The 22,466-nt window shown below is 31.8% G+C and carries 21 protein-coding genes and 1 pseudogene; 5 read left to right on the top strand and 17 right to left on the bottom strand.

The window, feature by feature from the left end:
• Positions 1-5: 5 nt before the first annotated feature.
• The 7 genes from ACTHPI_RS03695 to ACTHPI_RS03665 form a co-directional block, all read right to left on the bottom strand.
• Positions 6-521, bottom strand: a complete 516-nt coding sequence (locus tag ACTHPI_RS03695; protein ID WP_445352832.1) for a hypothetical protein — start codon at positions 519-521, stop codon at positions 6-8.
• Positions 511-1,137 carry an ATP-binding cassette domain-containing protein gene (locus ACTHPI_RS03690; RefSeq protein WP_445352831.1) on the bottom strand — a complete coding sequence of 209 codons (627 nt, stop codon included), beginning with the start codon at positions 1,135-1,137 and terminating at the stop codon, positions 511-513. The genes ACTHPI_RS03695 and ACTHPI_RS03690 overlap by 11 nt, the downstream gene beginning before the upstream one ends.
• Positions 1,134-1,802 (bottom strand): hypothetical protein, encoded by a 669-nt coding sequence (locus ACTHPI_RS03685; protein ID WP_445352830.1) that lies wholly within the window; start codon positions 1,800-1,802, stop codon positions 1,134-1,136. The genes ACTHPI_RS03690 and ACTHPI_RS03685 overlap by 4 nt, the downstream gene beginning before the upstream one ends.
• Positions 1,803-2,468, bottom strand: coding sequence for a hypothetical protein (locus ACTHPI_RS03680; RefSeq protein ID WP_445352829.1), 666 nt, complete (start codon positions 2,466-2,468; stop codon positions 1,803-1,805).
• On the bottom strand, positions 2,458-3,237 hold the full coding sequence (locus tag ACTHPI_RS03675; protein WP_445352828.1) for a hypothetical protein: 780 nt from the start codon (positions 3,235-3,237) through the stop codon (positions 2,458-2,460). The genes ACTHPI_RS03680 and ACTHPI_RS03675 overlap by 11 nt, the downstream gene beginning before the upstream one ends.
• An 82-nt stretch (positions 3,238-3,319) precedes the next feature.
• Complete coding sequence (locus ACTHPI_RS03670) at positions 3,320-4,198, bottom strand: helix-turn-helix domain-containing protein (protein WP_445352827.1); 879 nt, start codon at positions 4,196-4,198, stop codon at positions 3,320-3,322.
• 233 nt (positions 4,199-4,431) lie between these two features.
• Complete coding sequence (locus tag ACTHPI_RS03665) at positions 4,432-5,766, bottom strand: APC family permease (RefSeq protein ID WP_445352826.1); 1,335 nt, start codon at positions 5,764-5,766, stop codon at positions 4,432-4,434.
• A gap of 420 nt (positions 5,767-6,186) precedes the next feature.
• On the opposite strand from ACTHPI_RS03665, the gene ACTHPI_RS03660 reads away from it, so the two are divergent.
• The 4 genes from ACTHPI_RS03660 (at position 6,187) to ACTHPI_RS03645 (ending at position 12,132) form a co-directional block, all read left to right on the top strand.
• On the top strand, positions 6,187-7,818 hold the full coding sequence (locus ACTHPI_RS03660; protein WP_445352825.1) for an APC family permease: 1,632 nt from the start codon (positions 6,187-6,189) through the stop codon (positions 7,816-7,818).
• 26 nt (positions 7,819-7,844) lie between these two features.
• On the top strand, positions 7,845-9,167 hold the full coding sequence (locus ACTHPI_RS03655) for a C1 family peptidase (RefSeq protein ID WP_445352824.1): 1,323 nt from the start codon (positions 7,845-7,847) through the stop codon (positions 9,165-9,167).
• A gap of 14 nt (positions 9,168-9,181) precedes the next feature.
• Positions 9,182-10,606 (top strand): C69 family dipeptidase, encoded by a 1,425-nt coding sequence (locus ACTHPI_RS03650; protein WP_445352823.1) that lies wholly within the window; start codon positions 9,182-9,184, stop codon positions 10,604-10,606.
• A 200-nt stretch (positions 10,607-10,806) separates the two neighbouring features.
• Positions 10,807-12,132 carry a solute carrier family 23 protein gene (locus ACTHPI_RS03645; RefSeq protein ID WP_445352822.1) on the top strand — a complete coding sequence of 442 codons (1,326 nt, stop codon included), beginning with the start codon at positions 10,807-10,809 and terminating at the stop codon, positions 12,130-12,132.
• Positions 12,133-12,175: 43 nt separating this feature from the next.
• Here ACTHPI_RS03645 and ACTHPI_RS03640 read toward each other — a convergent pair whose 3' ends face one another.
• From ACTHPI_RS03640 to ACTHPI_RS03625, 4 genes and pseudogenes are all read right to left on the bottom strand, one after another.
• Complete coding sequence (locus ACTHPI_RS03640; RefSeq protein ID WP_445352877.1) at positions 12,176-12,709, bottom strand: GNAT family N-acetyltransferase; 534 nt, start codon at positions 12,707-12,709, stop codon at positions 12,176-12,178.
• 92 nt (positions 12,710-12,801) lie between these two features.
• Positions 12,802-14,580 carry an oleate hydratase gene (locus tag ACTHPI_RS03635; RefSeq protein ID WP_445352821.1) on the bottom strand — a complete coding sequence of 593 codons (1,779 nt, stop codon included), beginning with the start codon at positions 14,578-14,580 and terminating at the stop codon, positions 12,802-12,804.
• Between the two features lie 134 nt (positions 14,581-14,714).
• Positions 14,715-16,166, bottom strand: a pseudogene (locus ACTHPI_RS03630) (MFS transporter).
• 107 nt (positions 16,167-16,273) lie between these two features.
• Positions 16,274-17,743, bottom strand: a complete 1,470-nt coding sequence (locus ACTHPI_RS03625; protein WP_445352820.1) for an MFS transporter — start codon at positions 17,741-17,743, stop codon at positions 16,274-16,276.
• 233 nt (positions 17,744-17,976) lie between these two features.
• Between ACTHPI_RS03625 and ACTHPI_RS03620 the strand changes: the two genes are divergently transcribed.
• On the top strand, positions 17,977-18,732 hold the full coding sequence (locus tag ACTHPI_RS03620; RefSeq protein WP_445352819.1) for an MIP/aquaporin family protein: 756 nt from the start codon (positions 17,977-17,979) through the stop codon (positions 18,730-18,732).
• A 59-nt stretch (positions 18,733-18,791) separates the two neighbouring features.
• Here ACTHPI_RS03620 and ACTHPI_RS03615 read toward each other — a convergent pair whose 3' ends face one another.
• The 6 genes from ACTHPI_RS03615 to ACTHPI_RS03590 all read right to left on the bottom strand — a co-directional run bounded on the left by ACTHPI_RS03615 (position 18,792) and on the right by ACTHPI_RS03590 (position 22,427).
• Complete coding sequence (locus ACTHPI_RS03615; RefSeq protein ID WP_445352818.1) at positions 18,792-19,433, bottom strand: NAD(P)H-binding protein; 642 nt, start codon at positions 19,431-19,433, stop codon at positions 18,792-18,794.
• Positions 19,434-19,509: 76 nt separating this feature from the next.
• Positions 19,510-20,160, bottom strand: a complete 651-nt coding sequence (locus ACTHPI_RS03610) for a nitroreductase (RefSeq protein WP_445352817.1) — start codon at positions 20,158-20,160, stop codon at positions 19,510-19,512.
• A gap of 98 nt (positions 20,161-20,258) precedes the next feature.
• On the bottom strand, positions 20,259-21,293 hold the full coding sequence (gene arsB / locus ACTHPI_RS03605) for an ACR3 family arsenite efflux transporter (RefSeq protein ID WP_445352816.1): 1,035 nt from the start codon (positions 21,291-21,293) through the stop codon (positions 20,259-20,261).
• Between the two features lie 51 nt (positions 21,294-21,344).
• Positions 21,345-21,644 carry an ArsR/SmtB family transcription factor gene (locus tag ACTHPI_RS03600; RefSeq protein ID WP_445352815.1) on the bottom strand — a complete coding sequence of 100 codons (300 nt, stop codon included), beginning with the start codon at positions 21,642-21,644 and terminating at the stop codon, positions 21,345-21,347.
• 83 nt (positions 21,645-21,727) lie between these two features.
• Positions 21,728-22,093, bottom strand: a complete 366-nt coding sequence (locus ACTHPI_RS03595; RefSeq protein WP_445352814.1) for an ACT domain-containing protein — start codon at positions 22,091-22,093, stop codon at positions 21,728-21,730.
• A 4-nt stretch (positions 22,094-22,097) separates the two neighbouring features.
• Positions 22,098-22,427: a hypothetical protein gene (locus ACTHPI_RS03590; RefSeq protein WP_445352813.1), complete on the bottom strand. Its 330-nt coding sequence runs from the start codon at positions 22,425-22,427 to the stop codon at positions 22,098-22,100.
• Between the last annotated feature and the right edge of the window lie 39 nt (positions 22,428-22,466).

Genomic DNA, 22,466 nt, shown 5'->3' with positions numbered 1-22,466 from the left:
TATAATTAACGTGAAAGCAGCAAAGAATATTTTGTATAATTTTTACCATTATGAACAATAAAAGTAAATCTAGGTTTCTTTTCAGCAGAATAATATTCTTTCTTCGGCAAAGTTGCTAAAACCGTAACAGGCTGCTTAGCATGAACAAGCTTTTTTAGATATGTTACATCTTTGCCATTTTTGTCATACACTTTAACAACTGGATTACTTAAACTATAAGGAGCCTCAAGCCACATATTTTCGATATAATTAGGATTATTTGTCTTTTGACCAAAATCCAATTTTCCATATTGATGAAGATACATTTTTACTCTTAATTCAATTTCATCATTATTCTTTTGTACAGATGTATTAAGAACTTTAAAGTTGATATTATGAGCATGAATGAGCTGATTTTTATGAATCACTTTTTCTGTAACATTGATGTTATTAGCGTTAACTTCTGTATACTTCTTAACAAAAATAACCCCAACTCCGAAAAATAAAATCAAACTTATTATTGCAATAATTTTATTTTTCATAAACTTGTCCCTCTTTTATATAAAGTTTCTTAGTTGAAACTTCATTAACAAAATCTTTATCATGAGAAACAATGATAAAAGTTGTGCCATACTTTTGATTATATCGCTTTATTAAATCGACTAGTTTTTGAATACTTTCATCATCTAATGCATTAGTAGGCTCATCTAAAATTATCAAAGAATATTTTCCAACAAAAGCTTGGCTAATTCCAAGTTTTTGTTTCATTCCCAAAGAAAAATTTTTCACCTTTTCATCTGGCAAATTAAAATATCCAAGCAATTCCAAAAAATCTTTTTCTTTAATATTAGAGTCTAATTTTGCTAATAAATCTAAATTCTTATAAGCTGAAAACTCATTAATCACACTTGGATTTTCAATTAAAATTCCAGCTTTAACCGGAAATTTATCTTTAGGAGTAACTATTTGATCTGCAACTTTAACTTCGCCGGTTGTCTTAAGTATTCCTAAAATTGCCTTAAGCAATAATGTCTTTCCTGATCCATTGATACCTTGAATAGTCGCAATTTCACCTTTATCAATATTCAAATTAATATTAGAAAGTAGTTTTCGTCTTTTTGTAGTTTTTTCAACATTTTTTAATTCTATATAGCTCAATATTTTTCTCCATAATCATTCACATAATAAAATATAACTTCAGCTAAAACTGTACTAATCGCTAATAGACCCACACTACTATTTCTTGCCAACATTAAGCTATTCAAAGGATTCTGCTGCCAAGGAATATAAATTGTTAAAACCAATAATATTAGTGGAATAATTAGACCCAAAATCAGATTATATTTACTAAAAATATTCTGGACTACTATAAAAAATAAAGTTCCTAAATACATAACTAACCATAATCTGTAGTCAATGATTTTTCTATCATTTGCTATGATGATCCAAAAAACAATTCCAGAGTACATAAAACAAAGTAAATTCATAATACATAAAATAGAAAAATTATATTTTTTAGCTGAAACTTGCATCCCTCTTAAAACAACAGCTCTAGTTTTATTCAATTGCACAAAAGTATCCAGCAAAATTAAACTAATTCCATAGAAATAACTCAGCCAAAATATTGGAAGTCTAACCATATTTAACTCAATTTCTTTAAAACTTACTCCATCAAATAAATAATTGACTAAATGAATTTTTGAAGTAATAGGAATATTATTTTTTAATAAAAATATGCTCAATCCTAAAATAATAATCCAAGCTAAAATTCTTTTTCGAATCTCATACCAAACCTTAATCCACTGATTCAAAAAAATTCCCACTTATAGAATCTCCCTTTGTGTGACTAGCAGTTCTAACAATACAAATAGTAAAATATTTATTCCAATTATTTCACTAATAACTTTCCAATCGGCAATCACCAGCATAAAACTGTAAAGCACCCCATTATGCCAACTGCGATAGCAGTAAAACATTATGGCAACTATTACAAAACTTAACAAAAACGCAACTATCTTATTAAAAAATACCCAATAAAGGGTTAATGTTATCAACACAACTAATATACAACTCAAAATCAAGTATATAAATGGTAATAAAAAATTTATTTTAAAGATTGAAATACGCAAAGATTTAATTTTACGACTAATCCAGATTGTTACTAGCCACGGTAATAATAAACTTACTAAAGTTTCTAATAGTTGAATAATCATTTGCTGTAGTAAGATGTTTCGGCTTCTTGTTGTATATATATCACTTAATCTAATTTTAAATTTAAATAAAGTACTAAAAATTATTATTGGATATAAGCCAAAGCAAAATAAATATTCAGAAAACACTTCATAAATAAAAGTACCTTGCGTAGCCTCTCTTGCTAAATTTCCTACACTTGCTAGAGCAATAATTATTCCCAGGGAAATATTTATCAAATTGATTTTATAATTTTTACTAGTATATAAAAACTGTTGTTTAATAACTTTATTCCACATTGCGCTTTCCTAATTCAATTAAACTTTCTACTATTATTCCCATAATTAGCGTGGCTACCAAAATAACCATTCCATCAATATTAGAAGTTGGTGACGTTTCATGTAAAAAATCAGCCGGTGAATAACTCACATAATTAGGTAATTTTATCGTCGCATTTAATATCAAAAGAATTACTTGTAAAATTAAGCCACTGCTCAAACCTACAAAGATATTTTTAACTTTTAAAGAAACTCCAAGAGAAAATAGCGCAAATAATCCACCCCAAAATGAAGCAAAGATAATTGCAAGAAAACTATGCAAAAGTGGATGAGAATAATACAGGGGGACTAATAGTGTATTTTTGTTAAAAATCAACACATTAATATTTAATAAATTATCTGGCATATTATTAGGTGCTAATGTGAACCAAATTATTAAATTTAATAGTAAGGGAATAGCAATCATAGCTGCACCAGTAATAAAACTAACTCCAGCATAAAGTGAAAAAATTTTATTCATTGAATATTTATTTTTCAATTTATAAATGAATCCACTATTTATATCTTTCTTCAATAAAGTTGATGCTGGAATTGCTGCAATTATTGGCAATAATAAATAAAACAAAATTGCAGAATAACCAAATGGATCAACTCCCAGCCATCTTGTATATGGTGAATCAAGAGAATCAATTCTACTCATATTGATAAATTGTGAAAGGCTGATTGCAATACCTATTAATAATGATAAATAAATTTGTTTTTTAGGTAGTCTAGATATGATGTAATTCATGAAGTTCCTCCGATTTTTATAATTTTACTATTGCTTTTATGACAAGCAAAAAGTCGTTCGAAATACCGAACGACTTTTTATTCTAATCATATACTGCTTTTAATTGCTTATACGCGTATTTAAGACCTTCAACATAATTGGAAAATGATAAAAATTCTATTGCTGGAAAAAATTTGTTTTCAAACTCACTACTATCTTTAGTTTTTATATAATTTACAGCACATTCTAAAAATCGAAATCTTACTAATTGAGTTCCATATCTATCTAGTATTGGTGTTAATTTTTTGAACTTTTTTATAACTTCTTTACCTTTTTGATAATCACGCAGAAGTAAAATAAAGCTTGAATTAAGTACAGCATCAAGAGCTACTATTGTCCATTTAACATGTAATTCTTTAGTATGATCTACTTGAATTATTTTATCAATTAAATTCAAACTCATTTTTTCTCCTAATTTTGCTGGCAATAAAAATGAAGAATTATTAAAAAAAAACACATCTTCATAATACCAATTATTTATTTTACGTACCTTATTTTCTAACTTATCCTGTTTTTCATCAGAAAATAAATTAATTCCACTTAAAGCCATATAACAATTAGCAGATATCATTTCTAATATAAATGCATTTTTATCAGAAAAATATTTATCAGAGTTTTTTGAATAATAATCGTATAATTCCTTTAACTTATCTAATTGATCATTAGTATAAGCATTGTCAATTTCAATCATCATTTCATTGAGAGAGCTTTGTAGACTATCAACAACAAACTCTGAAGGGGTAATATATAACTTAGTAAGCATTTTTACTACCTTTTCAAAACTCATTTTTCCTTTTCCATTTTCCCATTCGCTCAATGAACTTTTAGAAGTAATACCATCAGCTACTTTAGATAAACTCATTTTCTTTGCTTTTCTGATATTTTTGAAGTTTTCTCCAAAATTTAATTCATTTTCATTCATATAGGGGGGATTACATTGCGTACAATTTTAAAACTCGTTATTATTTCAGGATTTTTAATATCCCACTTTTAATAATTTCTTCAAATTATACGCGCTTCCTTTCTAGGTTATTTAAATTTTTAAAGCTATAATTTTATCATTATTCTATTTTCTTCTCAACTTTAGCTGATAAAACAAATAACGTCTTATAACTACTAGATTTACTAGCAATTATAAGACGTTTTCTTATTATTCTACTTCTGTCTCATCTTACTTAAATAATCTTGTCTACGTTGTTCTTCTTTAACATCTTTTTTAATAAAGAAGTAAAGTACAGCTGCTAAAATTGCAACTACAGCACCGACTAAGATAGTTTTCCAAGTAAAGTTAGTTACCATATATGCAGAAATTATCAAAGCTAAAATAGGAATAGTGTAGCCACCAGGAAGCTTAAAGCCATGGTTTGGAAATTCGTTAGTATGTTTGAACTTGATAACAGCCAAAATTGATGGAACATATTGAACAAATGATGCAAGAACAATACATGATACTAAGAACAAGTAGCTTTGCGTTATCAATACTCCAGTGACAATTGCAGTTAAAATAATTGATACCCATGGTGCATCGTACTTATTCTTTTTACCGATCCATTTTGGAAGCATAGCATGTTCGTTTGATAAGGAAGAAATTAATGATGGCGTATTGAATGAACAAGTAAATGCAACACCAAAGATACTCATCAGCATTCCAATAATAATCAGAATATAGCCCCATTCACCAACACCTTTTTTCAATGCTTCTGCAATTGGAGTACTATAAAGTGACATTTTATCTCCTAAAATACCAATAGCTACTAAAAGCATTAGCGAATAAAGAATCGTTACACTAATCATTACTGAAATCAAAACTTTTGGAATATTCTTTTCTGGATTTTCCATTTGTTTTGCGGCAATTGGAATGAATGAAAAGCCAGTAAACATATAAAATACTACACTAAATGCAGCACCAAAGTGCTTAAAGTAAGGTCCAACTCCAGTCATTGCCGCTTTTGGAATTACTGGACTAAAGTTCATTTTATGCATAAAGAATGCACCAATTATAATGAACAATACAATTGTTGCTATCTTTGCAGCAGATGACAAGTTATCAACGAACTTAACAAGAGAACGACCAAAGAAATTAATAATTGAAAATAAAAGTATTAAACCTATCGCCGTTCCAAAGTAAACCCAGTTATTGTTATAAACTGGCCAAAAGCTTTTAAGGGTTGTAAGAAGTGCTACAATTTCCGCAGCATAAGTGCAACATCCCAAAAACCAGGTAAAAAGACCTAATTCATAACCAGTAAATCTGCCAAAGGCATTATATGAATAAAGCCATGCAGCACCAGAACCAGTAAAGCGACTTGAGAGATCCGCGTAACAAAGTGCAACCATACTAACAGTAATTGCGGCACAAATTGTAACGAAAACACTCATCAAGTTCATATCTTTATAAATAGTTTGTGGAAGTAAAAAGGCTCCTGAACCAATTACCCCATTAATTCCCAAAAAGTAAATAGATATGAACGAAAGCTTCTTGGGAGTCACGCTTTTTTTGCCATGATAATTGCCTCCTTAAATAATTTTCCTCTCTATAATCTAGTATAAGCTTTAGCAAATTTTAATACCAATAATAACTATTATTTCATAATTAACCAAAGCAAATTTCATGCCTTTAACTCTCAATAAGGCTCTCACTATTTAATAAGGAAGTGATTTATTTATAAAATTTTAATTAATAAGCCTTAAGATTTGTTTTTTAATTGAGAGCGTTTTAGTGTGTAGCATGAATAGATTGATTAAAGCGCTAAAATTTATCTATTAAATAAAAATATCAATATTTCAACTTTCTAACGGGTGCACAACTTCCTGTATTCCAATAAACTAAAAGCCGAATTGGTTATTAATTTATAAAAGCTCCTAGTTAACATCTTTTAGTAAGTCTATTAGATAGGAGTTGATTATTATATGGCTGATAGAAAAAGCCGAAAAAAACAGGCCTACATATCCGTCGTTGCCCTAACTATGATGAATGTGTCAATGGTCGCTGGACTTGCTAATGACGTTCAGCAATCATTCTATGGTCTTGCTTCTGTTACCTACTTTGCAATTGGGGCGATTTGTTTCTTTATTCCAACTGCATTAGTAGCCGCCGAACTTGCCTCTGGTTGGAGCAACCGTGGGGGCATCTTCCGCTGGGTCGGTGAAGGCTTAGGTAAAGGTTGGGCACTTACCTGTCTTCTAATATTATGGTTTCAAACAATGCTTAACTTTGGGATGGGGATGCCCAGTTTTACGGCAACAATAATGTTTTACACTCCCAATTATGACGCTGCTGTAAAATTTGCACAGGATCCTCAACATGAATTGTTAATCATGACTGGTTGGATTATTTTATACTGGTTCCTAACTTGGCTTGCCACTAAAGGTGTTAAGGCCTTTTCAAATATTGCTAAATATGGTGTTATTATCGGCAGCTTAATTCCATTAGTTGTTATGATCATTTTAGCAATTGTCTGGCTTGCTCAAGGACACCAGCCAGCTATTCCAATGACACCAAAGGGTCTAATACCTAAATGGAATGGAATGAGTACATTGGCCTTAGCGGCCGGAGTATTCTTCTCATATACTGGTATTGATATGAACGCTGCTCATATCAAGCAGTTAAGACACCCTGAAAAAGATTTTACTAAGGCAATATTTATTTCAATCATACTTGCTTTCTTAATCTTTGTTATTGGTACTGTAATAATCGCAATGATTATTCCAGAAAAACAAATCAATGTTTTGTATACATTATTTTCAGTCTTTCGAGTTTTAGGCTCTACTATAGGTATCCCATGGCTTTACATGGTACTTGTGTGGGCACTTCTTTGCAATACAATTGCAATGGTTATTACCAATATGGCTGGTCCTTCATTTATGCTTGGACAAGCTGGAGGAAGTGGATTTTTACCAGATTGGTTCCAACAAAAGAACAAGCACAAGATGCCTGCCCACTTAATGTATACACAAATTGCTGGTATGACAATAATTGCCTATTTAGTAAAGATGATTCCAAATGTTGAAGGTTTCGTGATCATGTTAACTCAAACTATTACTGTTTTATATATGATTTATTATATTTTAATGTTTACAGCCTTCTTAAGATTACGTTACGATCAACCAAATCGTCCTCGATCATTTAAGGTGCCAGGTGGAATGTTTGGTGCATGGCTTGTTGCAGGAATTGGACTTATTTCAAGTGTATTTGCAATTGTTTTAGCAATTTATCCGCCAGCTCAAGTTAAAGCAGAGGTTGGTTCTCCAATTATTTATGTTTCTGTAATTATTATATTAGTTTTAGTAATTCTAGCTATCTGTCTCCTACTTTATCAATTATCTAAGAAACATAACTGGGTAAATCCGGATAATGAATTTGCCCCATTTACTTGGCAAATTGAAGGACTTAAAAAGCCTGGTAAAGCAACTTCCAACATTCCAACAACGATATTATCTAAAGATCAAAATCCAATGGGAATGCCAATCAAGCGTAAATATAGTCCTGACCAACAAATTTCTGAAACCGAAATTCAAAAGTTAAAAAAGAATAAGCAATAGTATATTTCTAAGAAAAGAGAATCAAAATGAAAATTGATATTGAGAATTTAAAGAGGATTAGAACTGACTTTTTAAAAGAAAGTAAATTCCGCAATACTCAAAATGCCGTTATGGAAAACGGTATAAAAAAATCAATTATGAATCAATCAGCAGCAGCTAAAAAGCCTTTTGCTTTTTCTATTGATGTCGATTCTGACAAAGTAATGAACCAAAAAAAGTCTGGCCGTTGCTGGATGTTCAGTGCCCTTAATTTTATTAGATTTTTAGCTGGAAAAAAGCACCATATTAAAGACTTTGAACTTTCTACAACATATGATTTTTTCTATGATAAACTCGAAAAAGCTAATTATTTCTATCAAAATATTATCCAAACTGCAGATTTGCCAATTTCGAATCGTAAAGTTTCCTGGCTTCTTAAAACTCCCCAACAAGATGGTGGAGATTGGAGTCTATTAGTTAACTTAGTTGAAAAATACGGTGTAGTTCCAAAAGATGCTATGGATGAAACAGCAGTAACTGAAAATACTAAAGAACTTGACTTCATGTATAACCGCAAACTTCAAAAAGATGCCATGAAGCTCCGTGAATTAGTAAATAATGATGCTTCTGATGAAAAAATCAAGAGCGTATTAGAAAACTTCAATAAAGAAAACTATCGTATTCTTTCAATTAGTTTTGGTACACCACCTGAAAAGTTTACCTATGAATATCGTGATGAAAACAATCAATTCCATACAACTGGTGAAATTACTCCAACAGAATTTTTCAAGAAATTTATTGATATAAACCTTGATGACTATGTTGAATTGATGAATTTACCTGGTAGCGACTATCCTTATGATCGTATCTATGGAATTGATAGTTCAGAAAATATGGTTGGTGGTACTCCTAATCGCTATTTAAACTTGCCAATGAAAGAACTTAAGAGAATGGCAATTGAACAATTAAAAGATGGAGCACCTGTATGGTATGGCTGCGATGTCTTGCAAGAATGGAATAATCCTTCAGGCTTACTTGACCTTGATGCTTATGATTGGAAGAGATCATTCGGTATTGAGCTTGGTAATAATAAAACTAAAAGATTTGAATTTGATGAAAGCCTTCCAACTCATGCAATGTTAATTTGTGGAGTTGACTTAAATCATGACAGACCAACCAAGTGGAAGATTCAAAATTCCTGGGGTGATAAACCTGGTCATAAAGGCTACTTCATTATGGGTGACGAATGGATGGATCAATATACTTATGAAGTCGTCGTCAATAAGAAATATCTAACTGACGAAGAAATCAATATGTACACCACTGATCCAATCATGTTGCCATTTTGGAATGCAATGAACCCAATTTAGAAAGGACGATTTTTATGGCATGTACCACTGTAATAGTTGGTAAAAAAGCCAGCATCAATGGCTCAACAATGATTGCCCGTAATTGTGATGCAGAACATTGCAATATTCCTGTTAAGTTCGTTGTTGTTCCAGCAAAAAATGAAGAACAGACTTTTCATTCTTATGTTACTGGGTTAGATATTCCATTACCTAATAATGCAATGCGCTATCAAATGGCTCCATTTGTAGATTATAAACGCCATGGTCAATTTGGTGAATGCGGCATTAATAGTGCAAACGTTGCAATGAGTGCAACTGAAAGTCTTTATGGCAACTCCGAAGTATTAGCTCTTGATCCCCTTGTAAAAAATGGGATTGGAGAAGATGCCCTTTTAAGTATTGTTTTACCATTTATTCATAGTGCTCGTGAAGGAGTTGAATACTTGGGTCATTTAATTGCTATTTATGGCTCTCATGAAGGCAATGGTGTAATTTTCAGTGATAAAAATGAAGTTTGGTATATGGAAATTCCTACAGGCCATTACTGGGCTGCAACTAGGTTGCCTGAAAACCAAGTAGCTGTAATTGCTAACCAAGTTTCTGAACAACAAATTGATTTTGAAGATACTGATAATTATCTATGGGCTGCAGGATTACGTGAATTCATTGATCACAATAACTTAAATCCTGATACTGATGAATATAATTTCCGTCATATTTTTGGAACAAATACTGCTCGCGACCATTGTTATAATACGCCACGCGTTTGGTTTGGACAAAAATATCTAGGACATAATGCTTTAAGTCCAACTAGCGCTGATTTGGACTTCACTTTTAAGCCAAATAGAAAACTAAAACATGAAGATGTAGGATATATTCTGGGTTCTCACTATAATGAAACAATTTTTGATCCATTATCTTCTAATAATACAAAAGCTGATAGAACACGCTTCCGTCCAATCTCAATGGCAAGATGTGCAGAATCACATATTCTCGAAATTAGAAATAATGTTCCAGATGAATACAGTGCAATCACATGGTTCAACTTTGCTCCTACAGCTTTTAATCCTTATGTTCCATTTTATGCTAATGCTAACGGAACATGTGATTCCTATAATAATACCACTGATAGTTATAACATTGATCAAGCATACTGGCTAAGCCGGACTATAGCAAGTCTTATTCAGCCTAACTATAACGAAATGAAAAGTTTATTAATTGGTTTAAATGGCTACCTCCCAAAAGCCAATCAATTAGCTAATGAACTTGTTCATCAAACTGATAAGACAGCTTATACTTTGCATGATAATCAATTAACGCATTATTTGACAAATTCAAATAATCAAAATGCAAAAAAGATGCAAAACTTAGCAATGAAGACAGTTGGTAAATTAGTTAAAAACGGACTCCAGCATTCTCGCTTAACATTTTCAATCAATACAGATTATACACAAGAATAATTTTTAGTTGACAAATCTTTTAAAGGATAGTTAAATATATCTAAATAAGTTGATGACCTTTAAAGTTAGTCCCGTGAGGCTAAGAAGGAATCTTGTGTTTAGAATGCTTTTTCGAGCATCCACATATTCAAAGAGACCATCTTGAATCTCAGGGTTCAGGATGGTCTTTTCTTGTGGTCATCTAGATTAGGAGAATTTGAATGAAGCCAAAAGATAGTTTTCATAATTCTGATGCTATTTTAGATGTTTATGAAAAGCCCAAAATGGGGCAAGGAGTATTGTTATCACTTCAGCATATGTTTGCAATGTTTGGATCAACGGTACTTGTACCAATTTTAGTTGGAATTAGTCCAAGTATTGCCCTCTTATCATCTGGAGTTGGAACACTCGTACATATGCTTTTAACTAGGTTTAAAATTCCTGCTTACTTAGGTAGTAGTTTTGCCTTCGTTGCAACAATGCAAGCGCTAATGAAGATGGATGGTTATCCAGCGATTGCTCAAGGGGCCGTTGCTGCAGGACTTGTCTATGTAATTGTGGCATTAATTATTGCAAAAGTAGGCTCCGCTTGGGTAAATAAAGTTTTACCACCTATTGTTGTTGGACCAATTATTATTGTTATTGGTTTATCCCTTGCAACTACTGCAGCAAATGATGCGATGCTCAATAATCAAAAATACGACTTAACATACTTTGCTGTAGCTCTCTTTACTTTAGCAATGACCTTATTTTTCCAAATGTATTTTAAGGGATTCACAAGTTTAGTATCTATTATGCTCGGAATTGTTTGTGGTTATATTTTATCCTGCTTTTTGGGAATTGTTGATTTCTCAGGAGTAGAAAAAGCTGCTTGGTTCTCTCTTCCTGCATTAGAGCTTCCAGGTATTAGCTATCACTTCAAATGGTATCCTGCAGCAATTATCACAATGGCTCCCATTGCCTTTGTAACTATGACTGAACACATGGGACATATTATGGTCCTTAATTCACTTACTAAGCGTAACTTTTTTAAAAATCCTGGCCTTCACCGAACCATGATGGGTGATGGACTTTCAACAATTATCGCAGGATTTATCGGTGGTCCACCTACTACTTCTTACGGTGAAAACATTGGTGTGCTCGCCATGACCAAAGTACACAGTGTGTGGGTGCTTGCAGGAGCTGCAGTATTTGCAATTATCTTTAGCTTTGTTGGAAAGATCGCCGCAGTTATTGAATCAATTCCAATGCCAGTTATCGGCGGAATTTCATTCTTACTCTTTGGTACAATTGCTTCAAATGGACTTAAGATTTTAGTAGATAATAAAATTGACTTTGGTGAAAAACGTAACATGCTCATCGCTTCAGTTATTTTAGTCATTGGTATTGGTGGAGCATATTTACAACTTGGTAACTTCCAATTAACTTCTGTAGCCCTTTGCACAATTTTAGGAATGCTGCTTAACTGGATTCTACCTAAAAAAGCTGCTAGTGAAAAAGCTTTAGAAGAAAAAAATGAAAAACAAGATGGAAAAATTTATCAATAATCTTTAAAATAAGCTAGCTTCTCAAATAGAAGCTAGCTTATTTTTATTTTTCAATTTTAAATTGATAAAATCCAAAACTCATTTGTTTTAAGGCTTTAGCAAAACCAGATTTATCTAATTTTTTAGCAGTAGTTAGTGCTTCAAACTCACCATCTTGATCCTTTAATTTTTGATCAGTTCTATGAAAACCATTTCTTTCATAAAATTTAAGTCGACTAACTCTTTGACGATAATTTTTAGCAGTTGGAACAACTGGCTCAATATCAATTACGATAGCTTTATCTGGATATTTATTTTCAAGCATTGTTAGAATTTGACTACCATAACCATGACCCCGCAATTTTTCATTAACTGCTAAATAAGTTAAATAAATTGTAGCATCACTTTCAACATAATAAGCAATTCCTGCAAATTTATCTCCATCATATAATGAATGAAAATTAACAGATGGTTTAACAGACATTGCAAGTAATGATGGTAATGAAAATCGTTCCCATTCAGGAAATGCATTTAAATATAATTTTTTAGCATCACGATATGCTTTTGTACCCCATCGGGCAGGTTTAGATTCTAAAATAGTATCCTTCTTTTCTAATAAATTAAATTACCTTTATATTATACCAAAAAAGCCACGCATTGAATGCGTGACTTAATATTTCCTGGGAAATATTATACTAATTTATATTTCTTAAGAAGTTCTTCTACATAAGTTCCTTTAACCTTTTTAAGCATTGCTTTAATTGCCATCTTTTCACCAATTGGTAAATCAAGATCAACAAGCTTCTTTTGATCATTCAAGTAATACATAGCATTCATCAACATTCTTACATCAAATGCAGAAGCGAATACTTCTGGAACTCCACGATCAATATTAAGAAGTGTGTAAACAGCTTCCATGGCAGTTCTTACTGAATATTCTGTTGTAAAGACGGTGTCTCTTTCGGTTTCAGCAAAATTACCAATAAAAGCTAAATTCTTAGAATGGTTTGGAACAACCTTTGGACGATCACCCAAAGCTCTAGGCATAAAGTAACTTGTAATATACGGCATATGTGCTGGAATTGTTGTTGCTGCATGAGCCATTTCAGAAATTTTTTCTTCTGGAACACCCATATGATAAAGCCATTCTTCACATAATTCAATTCCAGTACAATCAGGCATTGTCTTCTTTACGTAATTACCCTCAGTATCAGAATATAGTCCATATAGCCAAACAATTAATTGATTTGGTTTTTGCTTATGGAAGTGTGGCTGGCGACTAATTGAATATCCCAACATCCAGTTAGAATCCTTAATAGTAGTTGGACCACTAGTTACTATTGAACCACTATGTGGATCTTTTTTATTAACTTTTTCAATATAAGGTACAATATCATTATTATCAAAAGTAACTGTAGCAGAAATTACCCAATTTGCTTTTGGAATGTTTTCACAGAACTTTTCTGGATGACCAAAATCAGTATCTTGAGCAGCTAAATTCTTCCATAACTGCCAACTTGGTCCAAGTGGGTGATTTTGATCTGCTGGATGGAAATTATCACCATAAGTAGTACTTTCAGTAATAGAACCATTAGTTACAAATACTAAATCATCTTCAGATAGCTTAATGTCTTTCTTTTTGCCTTTTTCAGTTAATTGAATTTCTTTAGCTACTTTATAACCCTCAGAACGATTTACAATAATATTATTTACAATTGTATCATAATGGAATTTTACACCATGATTCTTTAAATAGCTCATTAATGGCAAAACCAAAGATTCATATTGATTATATTTTGTAAATTTAAGTGAGGACAAAGTTTTAAGAGTTGCCACATGTTGAACAAACCGCATCAAATAACGGCGCATTTCCATTGCGCTTGCCCAAGGCTCAAATGCAAACATTGTTGACCAGTAAAGCCAAAAGTTCGATTCAAAGAATTCCTTAGTAAATACTTCATTGATCTTTTTATCTTGTAAATCTTCTTCAGGAGTTAATACTAAGTTTAAAATTTCCTTAATAGCTTTTGGAGTAAGCAAAAGTTGACCATCTGTTGGTAGTTCTTCTCCTCGATTAACAATTACTCTAGTCTTGGAATAACTTGGATCTTTTCTATTTAAGCGATAAAATTCGTCTAAAACTGTTTCTTCAGGATAATCCAATGATGGAATAGATCTAAATAGGTCCCACAAACATTCAAAGTGAGATTCCATTTCACGACCACCACGAATAATATAAGCTTGCTTAGCTTGATTATAAATACCGTCTAAACTTCCGCCAGGAAGGGCTAATTCTTCAAAAACATGGATATTTTTCCCTTGCATATGTCCGTCTCTAATTAAAAAGACAGCTGTCGCAAGTGATGCTAATCCTGAACCAACTAAATAAGCTGATTTTTTATCAACGTTTTCATCTTCTGGAGTTGAAGCATGTACAAATGCCTCATAATTTCCGCTTGTATAATGCATAATTACACTTCTTTCAAAATATACTTATATATATTTAGTTCACATCTTTATCCTAAAGTAAGCATTTTCATAAGTCAATTATTTAGTAACTATACAAATATTAAAAAAGGCCATCTTAATAGATGACCAAATAATTAGTTCTTTTTTCTATTGTAATAAAGATTACAAAAAATTGATAATATCAACAAAATCAATGCACAAATCATAATTTCACGTAAACCACTATAAAAAATTTGACGCATTTGTGGAATTAATTCAGTTGGTAAACCTTTAGCAGATTGAGCATCGCTTAACTTATTCATCATATTCATTGTGATTCCATTATGAGTAGCAACTCCTCTAGCCAACGCCAAATTCATAATTACACCATATACTGCAGCCATAACAGTTTGTGCTAAAATCCTAATCAAATAAGATAAAGAAGTTGCAGGTGCCATATTTTCTTCACCAGCATCTACTTGAACTTTTACTTGTAATAATACAAAAACAAATCCTACACCGAAACCAGAAAATGTGGCAATTATCGTTAAAATCCAGAAATTTGTATCAGGAGGAGCAACAACCATTCCTAAAGTTGAGATAATCATACAAATAATTGCCATCATAATTAAGGACAAGTCACTAAAACGTGCTTTAAATTGATTAACTACTTGTGTTCCGATTGTATCTGCAATTGAGTTGGGAACTAAAGTCAATCCACCAATTAATGCACTTGTGCCAAGAAGACCTTGAGCCCACATTGGCAAATAAGTATTAACTGCCAAAAAAGCTCCCCAAGTCAGTGAAAATAAAAGCAAATCTCCTACTAAGGCTTTATTTTTAAACATACTAATTGGAACAACGGGACTTGCAATATGTTCTTCATATTTAAAGAAGATTATTAAAATTATTCCCCCGGCAATAATCAATCCTGCAATTATCCATCCTGAAACAAGTCCTAACAACTGAATTCCAAGCAAAATAGCCACTAAGCTAATAACAATTAAGAAGGAGCCGCCTAAGTCAAATTTAGTTTTCTCATGAGTAACATTTTCACGGTAGTAAAGAACTGACAAAAGCACTGCAAAAAGTCCTATTGGAATATTAATATAAAATACCCAATGCTAAGATAATGTATCTACCAAATATCCTCCAGCAAGAGGACCAACGATTGCAGCCACACTGAAACTAGCACCTAAATATCCTAAAACCTTAGTGCGTTTTTTAATATTATCAAAAATAAATCCAGCCATAATATAAGGAATTGAACCCATACCGCCTGCTCCAACTCCCATTACAGCACGAGCTACTAAAAAGAAATACATATTAGTAGCTAAGCCTTGAAAAAGTGAGCCTAAGACAAAAAAGAGCAATGAAATTTCAAATGCAGCTTTATTACCAATTTTCTCACCAATCTTACCCCAAATAGGAGTTGAAACTGACATTCCAAGTAGCATTACCGCAATAATCCAACCCATAAATTGAATACCATGCAAATCAGCTACAATTGCCGGAATCGCAGTATTAATAATTGTACTATCAAGACCCGCCATAATATTTGCCAAAATCATAGCAAAAGTTACCATTGAAACTTGTTTTTTATTCATAAACCCACTTCCTTTATTCAAAAATAATAGCCTTGATCAAAAAATCAAGACTGAACGTTATTTATATTATGCGTGCTTTACCTCTATAAAACAAGTTATTTGACTAATTATTTCAAAACTTTTTTAGGTGATTTTTTCCAATTAAAATAGAAATTTAAGACTACAGCAATTATCAATAACACAAATGAAACTAACATAATTTCCTTAATTCCAGAATGAAAAATTATTCTCATTTCTGGAATCAAATCATGTGGTAAAGCTTGTGCGGACTTTGCATCACTTAACTTATTCATCATTGTCATAGTAATATCTGTTCGATGTGCAATTCCATGCTCAAGTGACAAATTCATAATTACTCCATAGATTGCGGCCATCATCGTTTGAGCTAATATTCTAATTAAATAAGATGTTGAAGTCGCAGTAGGCATATCTTTCATTCCAGCATCAATTTGAACTTTTACTTGAAGCGCTACAAAAATAAACCCAACTCCAACACCAGAAAAAGCTGCAATAGTTGTTAAAAACCAAAGTGGGGTTTTTAAATTGGACAAATATAATCCTCCAACCGAAATCATCATTGTAATAATTCCAATTAATACTAAAGTAAATGTTCGTAAATGCTCTTGAATAGTAGCCACAGTTTGAGAAGCAATAATTTCTACAATAGAATTAGGAATTAAAGTCATTCCACCAAGAAGAGCGCTCATGCCAAGAAGAGCTTGCGCCCACATCGGTAAATAAGTATTAACTGCAATAAATGCGCCCCAAGTAAACGCAAATAACAAAAAATCTCCATCTAAATCTTTCTTTTTAAAAATTGAAAGTGGAATAATTGGATTTTCTGCATGTTTTTCTCGATAAAAAAATGCACCTAACAGTAGCAAACTAATAATTATTAATGCAACCACAACAATATTTTTAGCGATTCCCAAAAGCTGAATCCCTAATAAAAATGTTAATAATCCACTACTTAATAATCCTGCTCCAGGTAAATCAAAAACCGGAATTGACTTAGGAGTAACAGGTTTGAAAAATATCAAACAAATAATAAATGCTAACATTCCAATTGGGATATTGATATAAAACACCCAATTCCATGAAAAAGCATCAATCAACCATCCTCCAATTAAAGGTCCAATAATCGCAGCCCCATTAAAGCTAGCAGTTAAATAACCTAAAACTTGAGTTCTTTTCTTAATATTCTTAAAAATATAACCAGCAATAATATAAGGGAGCGACCCCATACCTCCGGCTCCAATACCCATAATCAATCGTGAACATAAAAAGAAAATAATATTAGGTGCTATTCCTTGAAGAGCCGAACCAATTACAAAAAAGCAGATTGCAATTTCAAAAGCTTTTTTATTGGTAATTCTTTCACCAATTTTCGTCCAAATCGGTATTGAAATTGACATCCCTAATAAATAAATAGCAACAATCCAACCCATAAATTGGATACCGTGAAGAGCTGAAACAATAGCAGGAATTGCAGTATTAGTTATCGTTCCATCAAGTCCTGCCATTACATTTCCAAGCATTAAAGCTAGTGTCACCATCTTTATTTGTTTTTTATTCATTAAAATCCCACTTTCAAACTAAAACAGCCCTCAAAGGGCTGTATCTTTTTATTTTATTTAACTCTTTGAAAGCGGTTAGTGTAAAGGCTTTTTCAAATCAACAAAAAATATTTTTAATGAAAACGTATTCTTATTGATTTGGGGCTATGTTTCACATCGAGTTTCATGTATAATCTTTCTTGCAGTTTATTTTTCATCTATTTTTTCAAACTCTAGGAGGAAAAAGTACTTTTATGGAACATACATGGATGGCAAAGTATTTTGCTGAATTTTTCGGTACAATGATATTAGTCTCATTTGGTAACGGTTCTGTGGCTAACTCATTCTTAAAAGGAACCACAGCCAATCCAGAAGACGGTAAAGCAAACGGTGGTTGGCTACTTATTGCATTTGGTTTTGGTTTCGGTGCAATGATCCCTGCAATGCTTTTTGGATCAATTTCAGGTAATCACCAAAACCCTGCTGTAACTCTTGCACAAGCATTCGCTGGCACTTTCCCTTGGTCTCACGTTTTACCTTATATTCTTTGCCAAGTAGCTGGTGCAATTTGCGGTCAATTACTTGTTTTAGCTATTTATTGGCCACACATTAAAGAATCAACTAATTCAGATATTGTATTTAGCTTCTTCGCAACAAGTGACTGTACTGGAAGCAAATGGAACGGATTCGTTTCTGAACTTATTGGTACTGCCATCCTAATGTTTGCCGCTATTGGACTTTACCGTGGTATGTTCTTCAAGCAAGCTACTGATATTGCAAACATCGGAGTAGGTTTCCTTATTACTGGTCTTGTTATGGCTCTTGGTGGTCCTACAGGTCCAGCTTTGAACCCTGCTCGTGACTTCGGTCCACGTCTTATTTATACATTATTACCAATTCCTAACAAAAAGGGACATGGTCATTGGAACTATGGATGGATTCCAGTTGTTGCTCCAATTTTAGGTGCCATTATTGGTATTTTTGCATATAAGATTGCTTTTGGACTTTAATTTTTGATAAAAATAAAAACTTACAGAATGTCTTCTGTAAGTTTTTTTAATACTTTAAATTACTTAACACTCTCTAAAGCTTTATCAATTGGTGTATCTCCACCAGTCATTTCAATAACCTTATACTTAGTTGCTGGGAACTTCAAGATATGTGCCAATACCATTGCTACATCTGGGATTGGGTTTTCTGTTGAATCAGTATTATTTAATGAAATTTTACCAGTACCCTTTACTTCAGTAAGATTAGTTGGTTGTAAAATAGTATATTCAAGATTAGTTGAATCCATCAAGAACTTATCTGCGAAGAATTTAGAAGCTAAGTAATCTTCTAATCTTGGAAGAGCATTCCATTTATCAATATTCAAACTTAACATTGAACTCAACATTATGTAACGCTTAATACCAACTTTTTCTGCAGCAATCATAGTCTTAATTGCACCCATTGCATCTGTTTGGATCAAATCTTGACCACGGCTACCAGCAGTAAAGTAAATTATTTCAATATTATTATCTTTTAATTGTTGAGCTAAATCTGCCACACTTGCATGCAAATCCGTTTTTACAGCTTCAACATGATCCATTTTTTCGATACGTTCTGGATGACGAGCGCCAGCTACCACATCATAACCTTCGACAACTAAATCTTTAATTAAGTCTTTAGCAACTCTACCTGAGCCACCATATACAAATACTTTGCTCATTATGGAAATCTCCTTATCTAACAATATCTTTACTTCTATTTTAGAATTTAATTCATAATTAGTTAACTAAAAAGACTTACTTTTTAATTGTTACAAATGTATCTAAATTTGCACGATTAGTATAAAACTTATTTATTTTTGTATTTGGATTACGATATCCTAATCCTATTCCCATAGCCAAAATTTTATCTTCTGGAATACCTAAATGCTTCTTAATAGATTCTGGATATTGAACGATTTCCCATGCAGGCATAGAATCTAGTCCTTTATTAGCTGCTGCAAGCATTAAAGTCTGTCCAAAAGCACCTAAATCATAAATAGACCATCCTGTAGTATTCTTAGGTAAAACAAGATAAACAAGTACAGGTGCATTAAACAAATTCATAGATTTATTTCTCATTTGAGAAATATCACTGCCCAAGTAATCTTGAATACTCCTACTCCAATCAGCGGCATTGTGTCTAGCAATTGAACTCATTCGATCACGATGCATAGTAGGAATATCAGTATCCTGAAAAATTCCTGCCGAACTTAATTTCTTATGATCAGCTCGAATTTTTTCTAGAGTTTTGCCAGTTGCAACGTAAACTTCCCATGGCTGCGAGTTGGCCCATGATGGAGCGCGTTGAGCTTGCTTAATAACTTCAACTATATCTTTTTCTGATACGCTTCTATCTAAAAAGTCACGTATTGACTGACGTTTATTTAATACTTCATTAAATTCCATTATTAACAGCCTCCACAACGCTTACTTTTAATAAGCTTTCATCGAAGACTATTTTAGCTTACTTTTTGTTAGTTGTAAAGAGATATATTTACTAAAAACTAATAAAACTTTTTCTTAATCCATAAAGATACGTCAACTAATAATATCATTACTGGAACTTCAACCATGGGACCAATTACAGCTGCAAATGCTTCACCAGAATTTAATCCAAATATTGCAACTGTAACAGCTAAAGCCAGCTCAAAGTTATTACTTCCTGCAGTAAATGCTTGAGTAGCAGAGATTGAATAATCGGTATGAGTTTTTTTAGCAATAAAAAATGTAACTAAAAACATTATTACAAAGTACATCAATAATGGAATAGCAATTCTAACAACATCCATTGGTAATTGAACAATTTTAGTACCTTTAAGAGAAAACATTATAATGATTGTAAATAATAATGCCCATGTTGTAATTTTACTTATTTTAGGAATATATATATTGTCAAACCAGTCTTTTCCTTTACTCTTAATTAAAATAAGACGAGAACTAATGCCTAAAATAAATGGTATTCCTAAATAAATGAATACACTTTTAGCTATTTCAAACATTGTAACGTTTATGGTTTTTGTGTGAATACCAAATAATCCTGGTAATACATTAATAAAAATATAAGCATAAATTGAATAAAATAAAATTTGGAAAATTGAATTAAAAGCTACTAATCCTGCCGCATAGTCATTATTTCCACCGGCTAATTCATTCCATACAATTACCATAGCAATACATCTTGCCAGACCTATCATAATTAAACCTATCATATAACTATGATAATTATGTAAAAATACAAGTGCAATTATAAACATCAGAATTGGTCCTACTATCCAATTTTGAATTAAGGAAAAGGTCAATTCTTTTTTATCGCGAAAAACTTTTCCCATCTTTTTATAATCCACTTTTGTCAATGGAGGATAAAGCATTAAAATCAAACCTATAGCAATAGGTAACGATGTAGTACCTACAGACCAACTGTTAACAATAGTTGGTAATGATGGAAAAATAAATCCACTCAAAATACCTATCCCCATAGCTAAAAATACCCATAAAGTCATATACCTATCCATAATAGATAATTTTTCTGTATTTTTCATTGTTTCTCCTTATATAGATAATTGTCTATGTTTATAGCAAAAAAATAATATTTATTTTTTACAAATACAATTTTTCTTTTCTGAATCAAAAATATCATTTAAGTAATTAACTAAATCTGTCGTAACATCAGTATTAAGTCTATAATAATGCCATTTAGAATCTTTTCTAACCTTAATTAGGTTATAGTTTTCTAATACTTTCATATGATGAGATAAAGTTGGTTGAGTAAAATCAAAATGTTCTAATATATCACATGCACACATCTCACCACATGATAGCATTTCTAAGATTTCAAGACGATTGGGTTCTGCAACAGCTTTTAATATTTTAGCTAATTCTTGATAAGACATTTTTTATCCTTTCTATCACATAGATGAACATCTATATTATAAAAAAACAAAATTAGCTTGTAAAGCCTAATTTTGCTTTTTATTTATTCAATTTCATATCCATTAGTTTTTAAAGCTTCTAAAGCTTCATCAAATTTATCTGCCTTGACCATAATATAATCAGTATCATAAGTTGATTGAGCAAGAATACTGATCTTTTTATCAGCCAAAATTTTTGAAATTTTAGCTAAAACTCCAACTAGAGAAAAATCAAGCTGACCATCTACCTTAAACATTTTCCAGCCATCTTCTCTAGCTAGTGTTTCTTTTGGTGTCATATAAGTAGGACATACTAGTGATAATTCTTTATCGGTACTTGCAACAAACACCCAAGGTAAGCCTAAGTTAATTTCACTATATTCTTCTAATTTGCAAACAGTAAAATCTTCATCAATTTTTTTAATTTTCATATTCTCATGCCTTCTTCAATTCTTGAGTTAATAAAATTGTTCCGCCAATACCCATGAATAAAATCAAAAATCCAACAAAGTATCCCCATGAAATTGCAGCAAAACTTCCTTTAAAAACAAAGCTTGTAACAATAAATAGTATACCAATCAATATGCCAAAAATATTCCAAGTATAAAGATTAACTTTTCTTTTTTTACGATTACGAGGGGACAAATCCTTCTTAATCACAAAAAATTGTTCATGGTGTCTAGCTGCATATACCCATCTAGTTCCTAAAACGATAATTGCTACTAATAAACCTTCAAGTAAACCAATCCACAGTGTGTTAATCATAGTCATCTTGCCTCATTTCTAGCAACTTCTATTTCTAGT

The organism is Lactobacillus sp. PSON (assembly GCF_052615405.1).
The sequence above is the reverse complement of the archived record's forward strand: the minus strand, read 5'-3'. Positions and strand labels throughout refer to the sequence as shown.

What these genes read in the sequence shown, in the direction of transcription:
- ACTHPI_RS03695 (WP_445352832.1), bottom strand. Translation starts at nt 521, where the DNA reads ATGAAAAATAAAATTATTGCAATAATAAGTTTGATTTTATTTTTCGGA.
- ACTHPI_RS03680 (WP_445352829.1), bottom strand. Translation starts at nt 2,468, where the DNA reads ATGTGGAATAAAGTTATTAAACAACAGTTTTTATATACTAGTAAAAAT.
- ACTHPI_RS03675 (WP_445352828.1), bottom strand. Translation starts at nt 3,237, where the DNA reads ATGAATTACATCATATCTAGACTACCTAAAAAACAAATTTATTTATCA.
- ACTHPI_RS03670 (WP_445352827.1), bottom strand. Translation starts at nt 4,198, where the DNA reads ATGAATGAAAATGAATTAAATTTTGGAGAAAACTTCAAAAATATCAGA.
- ACTHPI_RS03660 (WP_445352825.1), top strand. Translation starts at nt 6,187, where the DNA reads ATGGCTGATAGAAAAAGCCGAAAAAAACAGGCCTACATATCCGTCGTT.
- ACTHPI_RS03655 (WP_445352824.1), top strand. Translation starts at nt 7,845, where the DNA reads ATGAAAATTGATATTGAGAATTTAAAGAGGATTAGAACTGACTTTTTA.
- ACTHPI_RS03650 (WP_445352823.1), top strand. Translation starts at nt 9,182, where the DNA reads ATGGCATGTACCACTGTAATAGTTGGTAAAAAAGCCAGCATCAATGGC.
- ACTHPI_RS03645 (WP_445352822.1), top strand. Translation starts at nt 10,807, where the DNA reads ATGAAGCCAAAAGATAGTTTTCATAATTCTGATGCTATTTTAGATGTT.
- ACTHPI_RS03635 (WP_445352821.1), bottom strand. Translation starts at nt 14,580, where the DNA reads ATGCATTATACAAGCGGAAATTATGAGGCATTTGTACATGCTTCAACT.
- ACTHPI_RS03625 (WP_445352820.1), bottom strand. Translation starts at nt 17,743, where the DNA reads ATGAATAAAAAACAAATAAAGATGGTGACACTAGCTTTAATGCTTGGA.
- ACTHPI_RS03620 (WP_445352819.1), top strand. Translation starts at nt 17,977, where the DNA reads ATGGAACATACATGGATGGCAAAGTATTTTGCTGAATTTTTCGGTACA.
- ACTHPI_RS03615 (WP_445352818.1), bottom strand. Translation starts at nt 19,433, where the DNA reads ATGAGCAAAGTATTTGTATATGGTGGCTCAGGTAGAGTTGCTAAAGAC.
- ACTHPI_RS03610 (WP_445352817.1), bottom strand. Translation starts at nt 20,160, where the DNA reads ATGGAATTTAATGAAGTATTAAATAAACGTCAGTCAATACGTGACTTT.
- arsB (WP_445352816.1), bottom strand. Translation starts at nt 21,293, where the DNA reads ATGAAAAATACAGAAAAATTATCTATTATGGATAGGTATATGACTTTA.
- ACTHPI_RS03600 (WP_445352815.1), bottom strand. Translation starts at nt 21,644, where the DNA reads ATGTCTTATCAAGAATTAGCTAAAATATTAAAAGCTGTTGCAGAACCC.
- ACTHPI_RS03595 (WP_445352814.1), bottom strand. Translation starts at nt 22,093, where the DNA reads ATGAAAATTAAAAAAATTGATGAAGATTTTACTGTTTGCAAATTAGAA.
- ACTHPI_RS03590 (WP_445352813.1), bottom strand. Translation starts at nt 22,427, where the DNA reads ATGATTAACACACTGTGGATTGGTTTACTTGAAGGTTTATTAGTAGCA.